The sequence below is a fragment of the Janthinobacterium sp. SUN211 genome, from assembly GCF_030587315.1.
GTDB lineage: Bacteria > Pseudomonadota > Gammaproteobacteria > Burkholderiales > Burkholderiaceae_D > Janthinobacterium > Janthinobacterium kumbetense.
Genome location: NZ_JAPWIC010000004.1, coordinates 1 through 13,130, shown reverse-complemented (window position 1 = coordinate 13,130; position 13,130 = coordinate 1). Strand labels below are relative to the sequence as shown.

General features: G+C 59.9%; 13 protein-coding genes. 3 read left to right on the top strand and 10 right to left on the bottom strand.

Annotated features, from left to right (window positions below):
• Positions 1-7 precede the first annotated feature (7 nt).
• The 6 genes from O3301_RS14880 to O3301_RS14855 all read right to left on the bottom strand — a co-directional run bounded on the left by O3301_RS14880 (position 8) and on the right by O3301_RS14855 (position 6,099).
• Complete coding sequence (locus O3301_RS14880) at positions 8-1,324, bottom strand: sulfate adenylyltransferase subunit 1 (RefSeq protein ID WP_305056742.1); 1,317 nt, start codon at positions 1,322-1,324, stop codon at positions 8-10.
• The gene (gene cysD, locus O3301_RS14875; RefSeq protein ID WP_034782216.1) at positions 1,324-2,235 is read right to left on the bottom strand and encodes a sulfate adenylyltransferase subunit CysD; all 912 of its coding nucleotides are present in this window, start codon (positions 2,233-2,235) and stop codon (positions 1,324-1,326) included. The genes O3301_RS14880 and cysD overlap by 1 nt, the downstream gene beginning before the upstream one ends.
• Before the next feature lie 40 nt (positions 2,236-2,275).
• Complete coding sequence (locus O3301_RS14870) at positions 2,276-2,992, bottom strand: phosphoadenylyl-sulfate reductase (protein ID WP_289918453.1); 717 nt, start codon at positions 2,990-2,992, stop codon at positions 2,276-2,278.
• A 9-nt stretch (positions 2,993-3,001) separates the two neighbouring features.
• Entirely contained in the window at positions 3,002-3,562 is a 561-nt protein-coding gene (locus O3301_RS14865; protein ID WP_099665033.1) for a DUF934 domain-containing protein, read from the bottom strand.
• On the bottom strand, positions 3,555-5,243 hold the full coding sequence (locus tag O3301_RS14860; RefSeq protein WP_305056741.1) for a nitrite/sulfite reductase: 1,689 nt from the start codon (positions 5,241-5,243) through the stop codon (positions 3,555-3,557). Before O3301_RS14860 ends, O3301_RS14865 begins: the two co-directional genes overlap by 8 nt.
• An 82-nt stretch (positions 5,244-5,325) precedes the next feature.
• A complete protein-coding gene (locus O3301_RS14855; protein ID WP_289906107.1) occupies positions 5,326-6,099 on the bottom strand; it encodes a sulfite exporter TauE/SafE family protein in 774 nt (257 codons plus the stop codon).
• Positions 6,100-6,259: 160 nt separating this feature from the next.
• Here O3301_RS14855 and O3301_RS14850 point away from each other — a divergent pair, with 160 nt between their 5' ends.
• The 3 genes from O3301_RS14850 (at position 6,260) to O3301_RS14840 (ending at position 9,046) form a co-directional block, all read left to right on the top strand.
• The gene (locus O3301_RS14850; RefSeq protein ID WP_034751505.1) at positions 6,260-7,201 is read left to right on the top strand and encodes a CysB family HTH-type transcriptional regulator; all 942 of its coding nucleotides are present in this window, start codon (positions 6,260-6,262) and stop codon (positions 7,199-7,201) included.
• Positions 7,202-7,262: 61 nt separating this feature from the next.
• On the top strand, positions 7,263-7,913 hold the full coding sequence (locus O3301_RS14845) for a class I SAM-dependent methyltransferase (protein ID WP_099665030.1): 651 nt from the start codon (positions 7,263-7,265) through the stop codon (positions 7,911-7,913).
• Between the two features lie 185 nt (positions 7,914-8,098).
• Positions 8,099-9,046, top strand: a complete 948-nt coding sequence (locus O3301_RS14840; RefSeq protein WP_046682561.1) for a porin — start codon at positions 8,099-8,101, stop codon at positions 9,044-9,046.
• Positions 9,047-9,093: 47 nt separating this feature from the next.
• Here the strand turns inward: O3301_RS14840 and O3301_RS14835 are convergent, their stop codons facing one another.
• The 4 genes from O3301_RS14835 to O3301_RS14820 form a co-directional block, all read right to left on the bottom strand.
• Positions 9,094-10,284, bottom strand: coding sequence for a PAS domain-containing sensor histidine kinase (locus tag O3301_RS14835; RefSeq protein ID WP_289913543.1), 1,191 nt, complete (start codon positions 10,282-10,284; stop codon positions 9,094-9,096).
• Between the two features lie 161 nt (positions 10,285-10,445).
• Positions 10,446-11,204 (bottom strand): LytTR family DNA-binding domain-containing protein, encoded by a 759-nt coding sequence (locus O3301_RS14830; protein ID WP_034751497.1) that lies wholly within the window; start codon positions 11,202-11,204, stop codon positions 10,446-10,448.
• Positions 11,205-11,272: 68 nt separating this feature from the next.
• Complete coding sequence (locus O3301_RS14825) at positions 11,273-12,565, bottom strand: sensor histidine kinase (RefSeq protein WP_289906105.1); 1,293 nt, start codon at positions 12,563-12,565, stop codon at positions 11,273-11,275.
• Between the two features lie 301 nt (positions 12,566-12,866).
• On the bottom strand, positions 12,867-13,130 hold a 264-nt coding region (locus O3301_RS14820), incomplete at its 5' end, for a hypothetical protein (protein ID WP_305056740.1).

Below are 13,130 nucleotides of genomic sequence, written 5' to 3'. Positions count from 1 at the left end.
TACGGGGTTAGAGCCGAACCATGCCGGCCGCGACCGTCTGGTGGGTCACTTCATCGATCAGGATAAACGCGCCCGTGGCACGGATATCGGCATACGCGTCGGCCGCCAGCGCCTGCTGCACGTTCAGGCTGATGCGGGCGATGTCGTTCAGCTTCAAGCCTTCGGCCGGATGGCGCTGCTGCGTGTTGATGTCGAGGATAGATTCGATCGCCGTCACCTTGGCCGCCGTCTGTTTCGTGCCATGCTTGATCCAGTACTTGCTGCGCAGGTCCAGCGCGTCTTCCGACAGCCAGCACACGTCGGCCACCACCTGTTTCAGCAGGGTGGCAGGGCGATCGTTGCTTGCCAGCAAGTCACCGCGCGAGATATCCAGGTATTCATTGAGCAGCAAGGTCACGGACTGGCCCACCACGGCCGTCGGCAGCGAGCCATCCAGGGTGACGATATCCTTGACGGTGGCCGTCTGGCCCGATGGCTGCACCACGAGGGTGTCGCCGATGCTGACCTTGCCCGCCTCGATGCGGCCCATGTAGCCGCGGAAGTCGTTCGCTTCGTGGCCATTGTGGCGCGCCACCAGTTGCACGGGGAAGCGGAACGGCGTGTCGTGCGATTCGTCGTAGACGGACAGCGATTCGAGCAGCTCGATCAGGGTCGGGCCCGTGTACCAGCCCAGCTTGTCGCCGCGTTCGACGACATTGTCGCCCGTCAAGGCGGACAGGGGGATCGGTGTGATATCTTTCAAACCCAGCGACTGGGCGAATTCGCGGTAGGCGGCGACGATGCGGTTGTACACCGTTTCATCGTAGTCGACCAGGTCCATCTTGTTGACGGCAACGACCACGTGCTCGATCTGCAGCAAATGGGCGATCGTCGAATGGCGTTTGGTCTGGATCAACAGTTCCACGCTGCCATCGTCACCCAGTTTGACTTTCGACACGTCGATCAGGATGATGACGGCATCGGCCGTGGATGCGCCGGTGACCATGTTGCGCGTGTATTGCTCGTGGCCGGGCGTGTCGGCGATGATGAATTTGCGTTTCGGCGTGGCAAAGTAGCGGTAAGCCACGTCGATGGTGATGCCTTGCTCGCGTTCCGCTTCCAGGCCGTCCGTCAGCAGCGACAGGTCGACCGTGTCGCCCACCGTGCGCTTGTGCTTGGAGCGCGACATGGCGTCGAGCTGGTCGGCGAAGATGCCCTTGCTGTCGAACAGCAAACGGCCGATCAGGGTGCTCTTGCCGTCATCGACGGAACCGGCCGTGATGAAGCGCAACATGCCGCGTTCGACGCTGTCGGTGAGATTGGTGTTCTGGATTGCTGCGTTCATTAGAAATACCCTGCTTTCTTGCGTTTTTCCATCGAGGCTTCGGACGTCTGGTCATCCATGCGGGTGGCGCCCCGTTCCGTGATTTGCGTGATTGCCGTTTCGGCGATGATGGCGTCGACCGTTGCCGCATCCGACGACACGGGGCAGGTGCACGAGATATCGCCCACCGTGCGGAAGCGCACGACCTGCGTTTCCACCGTTTCGCCTTCGCGCGGCGGCGTCAGATCCGTCAGCGGCACCAATAAACCGTTGCGCGGGATCACCTGGCGCTCGTGCGCGAAATAGATCGGCGGCAATTCCAGTTGCTCGCGGGCGATGTATTGCCACACGTCAAGTTCGGTCCAGTTCGAGATGGGGAAGACGCGCATGTTTTCACCGGGATGCACGCGGGTGTTATACAGGTCCCACAGTTCCGGACGCTGGGCTTTCGGGTCCCATGCACCGAATTCGTCGCGGAAGGAAAAGATGCGCTCCTTGGCGCGGGCCTTTTCCTCGTCGCGGCGCGCGCCGCCGATGCAGGCGTCAAAACCGTGTTCGGCGATGGTTTCCAGCAAGGTTACGGCTTGCGCCGCATTGCGCGAATCCGTGGCCGGGTTGCGCAGGCGCACGGTGCCGCGCTTGATCGAGTCTTCCACGGAGCCGACGATCAGGCGCTCGCCCAGTTCCGCCACCTTCTTGTCGCGGAAAGTGATGACTTCCGGGAAGTTGTGGCCTGTGTCGATATGCACGAGGGGAAACGGGAACTTGCCTGGGCGGAAGGCTTTCTCGGCCAAACGCAGCAGGACGACGGAATCCTTGCCGCCGGAAAACAGCAGCGCAGGGTTGGCCGATTCGGCCGCCACTTCGCGCATGATGTGGATGGCTTCCGATTCAAGGCTATCGAGGTGACGCTGGTTCAAAATATTGCTCATATAGGGTGCTTTCTTGTTCTGCTGTATCTGTTGTGTCTGATCAAGCTGCCACGGATTTGATGCGTATCAATTTGCCGTCCACCATGTGCAGGCCGCATTCCTTCGAATCCGGGTTTTCCCACCACCAGCGTCCGGCGCGCACGTCTTCGCCAGGCTGGACGGCCCGCGTGCACGGTTCGCAGCCGATCGACGGGTAGCCCTGGTCGTGCAGCGCGTTGTACGGCACGTCGTTGGCGCGGATATAGGCCCACACGTCTTCTTCCGACCAGTCGGCCAGCGGATTGAATTTCGTCATGCCATGCGCGGCGTCCTCTTCCTGCACGTGCAATTCGGCGCGCGTGGTGGACTGGGCGCGGCGTTGTCCCGTCACCCAGGCCTTGTTGCCGGCCAGGGCGCGGCCCAGCGGTTCGACCTTGCGGATGCGGCAGCATTCGCGGCGCATTTCGACACTATTGTAGAACGCGTTCAAGCCGTTCTGTTCCACGTAGGCGGCCACGGCGTCCGGCTGCGGGCGGTACAGGGTGATGTCGTGGTCGTAGCGGGCCTTGACCTTGTCGAGCACGGCCAGGGTTTCCTGGTGCAGCCGGCCTGTTTCCAGGGAAAAGATGCCGATGGGCAGCTTCGCCTTGAGAATCATGTCGGTCAGCACCATGTCTTCGGCTGCCAGGCTGGACGCGAACACGGCCGGCGAAAAATCCGCGGCGATGCGTGTCAGCGTTTGCTCGGTGGCGTGTATCAAAGAAGTCAGATCGCTCATGATGGGCCCTCAGATGCCGGCCGCGTTGTCGAGGTCAGGATTCTGGCCTTCGCGCTGGTGGCGGCGGAACAGCGGCGATTTTTGATCCCACGACGCCTGGTAGGTTTCCGAAAACACGGACAAACCTTTCAGCGCGTCATGGATACTGCGGTCCGGACGCGTCGCATACGCATCGAAACCGACGCGGTGCATGGAAAACAGCTGGTCGCGCAACACGTCGCCGATGGCGCGCAATTCCCCTTGGAAACCCAGGCGGGCGCGCAGGTTGAAGGCGATGGAGTAGCCGCGGCCATCCGTGAATTTCGGGAAATCCACGCCGATGACGGGCAGTTGCGCCACGTCGGCCGCCAGTTCTTCCGGGCGCTCGTCGCTGGCCAGCCACACGCCGATGTCGGGCAGGCGCGCGGCCAGGGTTGCGCGCTGGGCTTGCCAAACGAGCAGGGGCACGATGACCTTGCCGGCGGGAACGACCACCGTTTCCGGCGTGTCGTTTTCATCGAGGCGCAGCAAGCCCCAGGTATTCGGCACCACGGCGGCATTCTTGATGATTTCTTCGCGTACTTCAAACATATTCGTCTTCTCCCACCAGGTTGCCGACGGTGATCGGCGTTGCATATACGTGTTCCTTGAACGGCGCCAGGCCCAGGCGCTGGGCCGTATCGACGAAGCGCTCGCCTTCATGGCGGTCGCGCACGTAGACGTGCAGCAGGCGGCCGATGACTTCAGGCATCTGCAGGGAAGAGAACGATGGTCCGATGATCTTGCCGATGGCCGCGTTGTTGCCTTGCGCGCCGCCAATCGACACTTGATACCATTCGCTGCCATCCTTGTCGACGCCGAGGATGCCGATGCTGCCCACGTGGTGGTGGCCGCAGGCATTGATGCAGCCGGAAATATTCAGTTCGATCTCGCCGATGTCGTGCTGGAAGTCGATGCTGTCGAAGCGTTCCGCGATGGCGGCCGCGATCGGCAAGGACTTGGCGTTGGCCAGCGAGCAAAAGTCGCCGCCGGGGCAGCAGATCATGTCCGTCAGCAAACCGATGTTCGGCGTGGCCAGGCCGTGCGCCTTGGCTTCTTGCCACAGTGCAAAGAGTTTCGATTGCTCCACGTCGGCCAGCACCAGGTTTTGCTCGTGCGTCACGCGCAGTTCGCCAAAGCTGTAGCGGTCGGCCAGGTCGGCCACGAAGTCGATCTGCTCGGCCGTCGCGTCGCCCGGCGGCACGCCGGTTTTCTTCAAGGACAGTACCACGGCCACGTAGCCGGGGCGCTGGTGCGGCTTGACGTTGCGCGCCAGCCAGTTCACATACGCCTTGTTGTCCGCGTGCTCGGCCTTGTAGTCGAGTTCCGGCAGGGCCAGGTAGGCAGGCGGATTGAAGAAGTCCGCCACGCGCTGCATTTCCTCGGCGCTCAAGGTTTCCGGGCCATCTTTCAGATCGACCCACTCTGCTTCCACCTGGCGCGTGAATTCCTCCACGCCGATGGCTTTCAACAGGATCTTGATGCGCGCCTTGTATTTGTTGTCGCGGCGGCCGTGCAAGTTGTACACGCGCATGATGGCCTGGATATACGTCAACAAGTGTTGCCACGGCAGGAACTCGCGCACGACACTGCCCAGGATCGGGGTGCGGCCCATGCCGCCACCGGCCATGACCTTGAAGCCCACTTCGCCGGCCTCGTTGCGCACGGCCGTCAAGCCGATATCGTGCACGGCGATGGCGGCGCGGTCTTCTTCGGCGCCATTGATGGCGACCTTGAACTTGCGCGGCAGGGCGATGAACTCGGGGTGGAAGGTGCTCCACTGGCGCAAGACTTCCGCGTACGGGCGCGGATCGATGATCTCATCGGCCGCGACGCCGGCGAACGGGTCCGATGTTGTATTACGGATACAGTTGCCCGAGGTCTGGATCGCGTGCATTTCCACGGATGCCAGGTCGGTCAGGATATCGGGCGTTTGCTCCAGCTCAATCCAGTTGAACTGGATGTTCTGGCGCGTGGTGAAGTGGCCATAGCCGCGGTCGTACTTGCGCGCGATGTGCGCGAACATGCGCATCTGCTTCGACGACAGCAAGCCGTACGGCACGGCGATGCGCAGCATGTAGGCGTGGCGCTGCATGTACAGGCCGTTTTGCAGGCGCAGCGGAATGAATTCCTCTTCCGTCAGTTCATTGGCGATACGGCGCGCAACCTGGTCTCGGTACTGGGCGATGCGTTCTTTGATGATGAGGTGGTCGTACTGATCGTAATGGTACATATCAATTCCTAAAAAAGCCGGGGTGCTGGAAGATTGCCTGGGATTATGTTCTTGATACTGTTCGTGTCACATGGTCGGTCAATTAATAGATTAGCTTCACTGCCACGCCGGTCAAGGTCATCGCCAGCAGCACTCTTAAAAACTTTTCCGGCACGGAGCGGGCGACCCAGGAACCGAGCGTGATGCCGGGCAGGGAGCCGACCAGCAAGGAGGCCAGCAATTCCCAGTGGATGGAGCCGAGCCACCAGTGACCGAGGGCGGCGATGGCCGTCAGGGGCACGGCGTAGGCGATATCGGTGCCGGCCACTTCGGCCGAGCTCATGCGTGGATACAGCATCACCAGCAAGGTGGCGCCGATGGCGCCGGCGCCGATCGACGACACCGTCACCAGCACGCCCAGGACGGCGCCGGAAATAATGGTCGCGGCGGCAAGCTTGTTGCCTTGTAATTGTTTCTCGGGGTGTGCATTGATCCAAGCCAGCATGCGGCCCTTGAAGATCAGCGCCACGACGGTCAGCAGTACGGAGCCGGCGATCGAGTAACGGATGATCTGGCCGATTTCCGGCGACAGGGTGCCGAACGATTTCAGCGCCAGGGTCGAGACGACGGCGGCGGGCAGGGCGCCGATGCACAGGCGCTTGACGATATCCCAGCGGATGGTGCCGCGCAGGCGGTGCGTCAGCGTGCCGGCGCTCTTGGTGATCGAGGCGAAGGCCAGGTCGGTGCCCACGGCCACGGAAGGCGGCACGCCAAACAGCAAGGTTAGCAGCGGCGTCATCAGCGAACCGCCGCCCACGCCGGTCATTCCTACGAGTAATCCTACGGCAAATCCTGAGACTATATAAGACAAAGTCATGCTTTCACCCCCAAAGTACCCGCAATAGTAATAAACTTGGTGTTTAATCCAAACTACTAAGTACGCATTTGCTTATATGCGATATGCGTATATGCATGAACGCAAAATCATGGGTGGGGCGGAAACTCGGCAAATCACGGCAATCTAGGGCAAACCAGCAATGAATCTCCATCAACTGCGCTTCGTGCGCGAAGCGGTCCGGCAGAATTACAACCTGACGGACGCCGCCAAGGCCTTGTTTACGTCGCAACCGGGCGTATCGAAAGCCATCATCGAGCTGGAGGAAGAACTGGGCGTGGATATTTTTACGCGCCACGGCAAGCGCATCCGCGGCTTGACGGAGCCGGGCCGCCTGGTGCTGGAATCGGTCGAGCTGATCATGCAGGAAATCGACAGCATGAAGCGCATCGGCAAGGAGTTCGCGGCGCAGGACAGCGGCAGCTTTACCATTGCCACCACGCATACGCAGGCGCGCTACACCTTGCCGAAGGTGGTGCAAGCCTTCATGCTGAAGTTCCCGAAGGTAAGATTGTCGTTACTGCAAGGCAATCCGCGCCAGATCGCCGAAATGGTGCAGCGCGATCAGGCCGACCTGGCCATCGCCACGGAATCGATCGCCGCCATCGATGGCTTGATCACCTTGCCATGCTATCAATGGGAACATGTGGTGGTGGTGCCGGTCGACCATCCGCTGCTCAAGTCGAAGTCCGTGACCCTGGAAGAAATCGCCGCTTTCCCCCTGATTACCTATGACAGCGCGTTCGCCGGACGCAACAAGATCGACCATGCTTTCGTGCTGCGCGGCCTGAAGCCGGACATCTTGCTGGAGGCCATCGACGCGGACGTGATCAAGACTTATGTCGAGTTGGGCATGGGGATTGGTATCATAGCGGGTATGGCCTTCGATGCCGAGCGCGACAAAGGCTTGCGCGCCATCCCTGTCGGCCACCTGTTCGGCATGAATGTGTCGCGCGTTGCCGTCAAGCAAGGCGCGTATTTGCGCAGCTATATCTATACCTTTATCGAGTTGCTGACGCCGACCCTGAACCGCAAGCTCATCGAGCAGGCGATGAGCGGTGATAAAGAGCACTACGAACTATAACAATGCATGAAATCGGCCGGGCGAGGTGCCTGGCCAAGATTATTTAAGAAGAGAAGAAACAATGATTACCGATCAGCTTGCCAAATATTACGCCACCATCGCGCAGCAGTACGAGCGCGTCTATGACAAGCCAGAACGCCAGGAAGACCTGGAAGTGTTGCGCGACAAGGTCGCCGACGTGCTGGAAGGCCACACCGTGCTGGAACTGGCTTGCGGCACCGGCTACTGGACGGAAGTGGTCGCCGAGTCGGCCGAGTCCGTGCTGGCCACCGATATCAACGATGAAATGCTGGCGCTGGCCCAGGCACGCGGCTTGCCCGACAATGTGACCTTCGCCAAGCTCGACGCATTCAATCTGCCGGACGATCTGCTGGGCAAGTTCACGGCCGTGTTCGCCGGTTTCTGGTGGTCGCACGTGAAGCGCGAAGACCAGGACAAATACCTGAAGCAATTGCGCAGCAAGCTGGGCAAGGACATTCTGCTGGTGCTGATCGACAATTCCTATGTCGACGGCAGCAGCACCGTGATCGCGCGCACCGACCTGGAAGGCAATACCCACCAGTTCCGCACGACGGAGGGGGGCGAGCGCTATGAAGTGCTGAAGAATTTCCCGTCGGATAGCCACCTGCGCAAGAAGTTTGCCCACTCGGCCCGCGAAATCCGCATGAAGCGCCTGGAATACTACTGGCTGCTGAGCTGCCGCCTGAAGTAAGGCAGTCACGGCAACACAAGCCGCCCTCGGGCGGTTTTTTTTCGCCTGTTGTTTTTATCTGACAAGATGTTGTGCTAAAAAACAACATCTTGTCGATGTCATATTGTTGAAGTATTTGGTGGGCATGATTCGGTTCAGCAGCTAAGCAGCACCACTCTTGTCCAACCTAATGTAGAGAATCTCAAGTGAAAAAAATTACTCTGGCAGCATTGATCATCGGCACCTTCGCAGCAGCTACGGCACAAGCACAATCGAACGTCACCGTGTACGGCCTGGTTGACCTCGGTATTGCCAAGACCACTGGCCAGCCGACGGTACAACGCGAAAACAACGCGTCGCGCCTCGGTTTCAAGGGTACGGAAGATCTGGGTGGCGGCCTGTCCGCAATTTTCAACCTGGAAAGTGAATTCCTGGCTGACACCGGCGCGCAAAAAGGCGTGTTGTTCGACCGTCAAGCGTATGTGGGCTTGAAAGGCGCGTTTGGTACCGCCATCCTGGGCCGCACCAAGAATCTGGTCGATGGCACCATCGCCCGCGTCGATCCGTTCAACACCTACGGCGTGGTCGGCAAGAACAATGAAACCTTGCTGCGTTCGGGCGTCGGTTCGTCGCGCGTCAACAATGCCGTGACCTACAACAGCCCAAGCTTTGAAGGTTTCGTGGGCAGCCTGCAATACGTGTTGAGCGAAGTCAATAGCGCTGACGCAGGCGTGATTGGCCTGGCAACCTACGACAACGGCCCGATCAGCTTGCACGCCGGCTACGAAAAAGCCGTGCAAGCAACGGCAACGGCCGCCAAGCCTGACCTGTGGTCCATCGGTGGCGGCTATAAATTCGGCCCGGCCAAGATCACGGCCGCCTACTCGAAAGGCGACACCAAGGTAGCCACGACTGGCGAATTCAAGTCCTACCTGATCGGCCTGAACTACACGGTTGGCGGCGGCGATGCCAAAGTGTCGTATGGCAAGCAAGAGCAAAGTAACAACAAGTTCAAGGATCAGGACACCATCAAGGAATTCGGCGTCGGCTACGACTACCACCTGTCGAAGCGCACCGACGTGTACGCTTACGCTGGCCGCGAGCGCGTGAAGTCGCTGACCTCGTACCAGATCGGCCTGGCACACAAATTCTAAGCATCGTTCGATGTGACGAAGTGAAAGGCGCCTGCGGGCGCCTTTTTTTATTGCATCGCCGCCGCTGCCGCTTCCGCGTGCATGGGCAGCGAGATTTCGATGCGCGTGCCGCCCAGCTCGCTGTCGGCGCCGATATGGATGCTGCCGTTCAATCCCCACACCCTTTCGCGCATGCCCAGCAAGCCCAGGGCCGTGGCTTTTTCCAGGTCGTGTTCGGCAATCCCGCGGCCGTCATCCTGGATGGTGATGGCCAGCGAGGAATCGATGCGGTGCAGGGCGATGGTGATGTGGCTGGCCTCGGCATGGCGTGCGATATTCGTCAGCGCTTCCTGCACGATGCGGTAGATGGCCGTGCTGCGCGCATCGTCGAGCACGAGATCGGCCTCGTCGGCCAGCAAGTCGAAATGGATGGCGCGGCGCAGCAGAAAGTCGTGGCGCAGTTTTTGCAGCGCAAAATACAATCCCCCTTCATCGAGCGCGCGCGGACGCAGGTTGCTGGCGATGCGCCGCAACGAGGTGATGGCCGTCACCAGCAAGCCATCCATGCTGTGCAGCAAGGCTTGCAGAGACTCCGTGGTGTCCGTGTGCTGGCGCACCAGGGTCAGGTCGACGCGTAAGGTGGCCAGCAATTGCCCCAGGTCATCATGCAATTCACGCGCGATATGCTTGCGCTCCTCTTCGCGGATGGATTGCAGCGCACTCGACAATTCGCGCAGTTGCGAAAAGGAGCGGGCCAGCTGTTCATGCATCTGCTGGCGCGCGCTGATGTCGCGCACGATGATGGTAAACACGCTATGGCCGTCTTCCTGCATGGCCGAGAGCGAGCCTTCGAGGGGAAACATGAGGCCATCGCTGCGCCGTCCCGTCAGCGTGTAATCGGTGGCGCGCCGGCCCGTCAGGCGCAGCTCCTGGCTGATGTCGCCAAACGGCGGATCGCCATCGTGCTTGCCCAGGCCGCCCAGGGTACGCAAGTCGCGCAGGATGTAGTGGCCCAGGCGCATGCCGCGCATGCCGGCCGGCGTGTCGTCGAACAATCTGGCTGCCGCCGCGTTCGCATGCAGGATGATTTGCCCGCTGTCGATGCTGATGAAGGCGTCGCTGGCGCTGTCTATGATGGCCTGGCCACGCGCCTGCTGCTGCCGGCGGGCTTTCAGTGGAGGAAACAAGCACAGCAAAAGCATCGCCGCCATGCCTAGCGGCAGGATGCGCAGCAGTGTCGAACTGCCTCGGTCAGGCATGGGATTCTCCTTGCGAACGTGAACGAAGGCAGGCAAGACAGGAGCGACGGACAGGACTTGATATAGCCTATGCCTGTTGGCGCGGCGTGGCTTGATGTGGCGCAGGAAGGGGAAAGAAGAGGGGTGCGCGCCGTGCCGGCCTGGGCCGGGCGGCGGGAGACTTACATTTGTTTGAACAGGTGCAAGAAGCTGCGGCTCACTTCGAGCTTGTCGGACTTGCCTTTGATGAGTACCAGGTGGCGGCCGCGGATGTCGCGCGTCACGCCTTCGATGGCATTCACGTTGACCAGGGTGGCGCGGTGGATTTGCCAGAACAGCGAAGGATCGAGCTCTTCGGCCAGGTCGCGCACGGGCTTGCGGATCAGCGCCTCGTACTTGGCGGTCTGCACGCAGGTGTATTTCTCGTCAGAACGGAAGAACAGGATCTCTTCCACGGGGATCATGCGCAAGTCCTGGCCGATGCTGGCCTGTATCCATTGCAGGTAGGTGGGCTTGGCCGTGATTTTTTCCGCCAGTTGCGACAGCATGGCCGTGACGCTGCTGTTGACGTCCAGGGCCGGCTTGTTCAAGTGCGTTTTCAGGCGCTCGACAGTGACCAGCAAGCGCTCATGCTCGGGCGGCTTGAGCACGTAGTCGACGGCGCCCCGCTCGAAGGCTTCGACGGCGTGGCTATCGTAGGCCGTGACGAAGACGATATGCGTCTTGCTGCCGATCACTTGCGCCGCTTCCATGCCCGTCTTTCCCGGCATGCGGATATCGAGGAAGGCAAAATCCGGTTTGAGTTGTTCCACCAGTTCGATCGCTTCGTCGCCATTCTTGGCTTCGCCGATGATTTCCAGTTCAGGCCAGGCTTGGCCCAGGCGCAGGCGCAGCTGGTCGCGCATCAGTCTTTCGTCGTCGGCAATAATAGCGGTAGGCATAGGTCTCAAGTGTGAACAGGCGAAGATTGATTATTCAATGATTTAGCGTTTTTATCAACTACTCTGTCTTATTTGGACAATTGATATGGCACTTCGATCACGGCACACACGCCGGACGGTTGATTTGGCGTAATGGTCAGGCTGCCCTGGTCGCCATGCAACAGCTTCAGGCGCTCGCGGATGGTGGGCAAACCCAGTCCCGTGCCATCGCTGGGCACCACGCCAAAGCCCAGGCCGTCATCGGTCACCGTCACGCGCAGCTTGCTGTGCGCCACTTCGGCCACGATGCGCAGGGTGCCGCCCTCCGGTTTGACTTCCAGGCCGTGCTTGATGGCATTTTCCACCATCGATTGCAGCATCATGGGCGGGAAGGCGGCGCTGCGCAGGCCGTCGGGAATCTGGAAGTCGACGGTCAGGCGTTCTTCCATGCGCATTTTCAGCAGGTTCAAGTACGCTTGCACCATGTCCGCTTCACGGCCCAGGTTGGTAATCAGGGCGTTGTCGCGCATTTGCGGCAGCACGGCGCGCAGATACTGGATCAGGCTGCGCTGCATCTTGGCCGCGCGCGGCGGGTCGACCTGGATCAGGTGTTCGACGGAGGCAAGCGTGTTGAACAGGAAATGCGGCTCGACCTGGGCTTGCATCATCTGCATCTTCGCTTCGCTGAGCTGGCGCTGCATGGATTCGCGCTCGGCTGCCTCGTTTGCCGTGACGGTTTCCGCTTCCGCGCGTTTCTTGCCGCCGACCAGGGCCTTCATGGCGAACAGGGCCAATACCAGCAAGGACACAAAGCTCTTGAACCAGGTCGAGGCTTGCTGGTGATAGCGCGACACTTTTTGTTCTGCCGCATCATCGACGGCTTCTTCGATGGCATTCGACAATTCTTCACCGATTTGCGGCGGCAGTTCAATATGGACTTCTTCGCCCGAGGCATTCGTCGTTACGGGGTAGCTGGGCTTGGCGGGGGCGGCCGGCGGTTCCGGCGGCGCCGGCGGCACGGCGTTTGCGTGCTCGTCCGCCTCGGCGGCATCGGCCGGCTCGCTGGCCGCATCCGTCGTGCTGCTGCGCCGGTTCTTGCTGTTGCGGGGATTGAAATGGATGCCCGTATCGTCGATCAGGATATTGGTTTCACCCGAGCCCTTGCTGCTGCGCTTGTGCGACTTGATGACCACTTCTTCGTTCTGACTGGACGAGAACAGTTCATCTTGCAAAATGGAACCGGCGATCAGGGCCAGCGCGGCGAACAGGAAGAATTTCCACCAGGACAGTTGGGTGACCCAGGTCGTCGTCGCGTCGAATGCCCGTTGCAACCAAGCGAGGATGGTTTTCAACAATTGGGGCAGGCTGGAAATCGGAAGCATGGGGGCACTTTCAAGTACAAGAGTTAATCGACGCAGCGGGCAAGTTTAACCTCTTGTTGAGCCGCGTCAGAGTCTGATGTTGCCACTGTGCCTAAAGACCACGAACTACACCAGCCGATTGCGACAGGCTGCACAAAAAGGCGCTTGAAGTGAAGACAAGGCTTGCTGGGCCGTGAGGGCGGGGAAATAGCCCTTGCGGAGAGTGCAGGGCACGGCTATAATTCGCCCCCTCGCTGAACGACGCATGCAAATGCTGAGTGAGACGAGAAAAAGAAGGAGTTGACGGACGTAGCAAATTGCTTCATACTCTTCCTTCTTCGCAGCTGACAAACACAACGCTTTGTCGATAGCGCGAAAGCAGTACCGAATACAGTTCTTTAACAATTAACAGTCGATAAGTGTGGACATTTGATGTCAGTGCAGCGTCAATCTTCGGATTGGCGTAATACTTAAAATATATCAAATGTTCACAAGAAATAATGAAATAGGCGCTACGAAAGTAGTGGCCTGTCAGTTTTTTGAGTGAGCGACCCATCAGCAATGATGGTGCCGGTAAAACGGCAAA

Bases quoted from the DNA above. Each gene is read 5' to 3' on its own strand.
- O3301_RS14880 (WP_305056742.1), bottom strand. From the start codon at position 1,324: ATGAACGCAGCAATCCAGAACACCAATCTCACCGACAGCGTCGAACGC.
- cysD (WP_034782216.1), bottom strand. From the start codon at position 2,235: ATGAGCAATATTTTGAACCAGCGTCACCTCGATAGCCTTGAATCGGAA.
- O3301_RS14870 (WP_289918453.1), bottom strand. From the start codon at position 2,992: ATGAGCGATCTGACTTCTTTGATACACGCCACCGAGCAAACGCTGACA.
- O3301_RS14865 (WP_099665033.1), bottom strand. From the start codon at position 3,562: ATGTTTGAAGTACGCGAAGAAATCATCAAGAATGCCGCCGTGGTGCCG.
- O3301_RS14860 (WP_305056741.1), bottom strand. From the start codon at position 5,243: ATGTACCATTACGATCAGTACGACCACCTCATCATCAAAGAACGCATC.
- O3301_RS14855 (WP_289906107.1), bottom strand. From the start codon at position 6,099: ATGACTTTGTCTTATATAGTCTCAGGATTTGCCGTAGGATTACTCGTA.
- O3301_RS14850 (WP_034751505.1), top strand. From the start codon at position 6,260: ATGAATCTCCATCAACTGCGCTTCGTGCGCGAAGCGGTCCGGCAGAAT.
- O3301_RS14845 (WP_099665030.1), top strand. From the start codon at position 7,263: ATGATTACCGATCAGCTTGCCAAATATTACGCCACCATCGCGCAGCAG.
- O3301_RS14835 (WP_289913543.1), bottom strand. From the start codon at position 10,284: ATGCCTGACCGAGGCAGTTCGACACTGCTGCGCATCCTGCCGCTAGGC.
- O3301_RS14830 (WP_034751497.1), bottom strand. From the start codon at position 11,204: ATGCCTACCGCTATTATTGCCGACGACGAAAGACTGATGCGCGACCAG.
- O3301_RS14825 (WP_289906105.1), bottom strand. From the start codon at position 12,565: ATGCTTCCGATTTCCAGCCTGCCCCAATTGTTGAAAACCATCCTCGCT.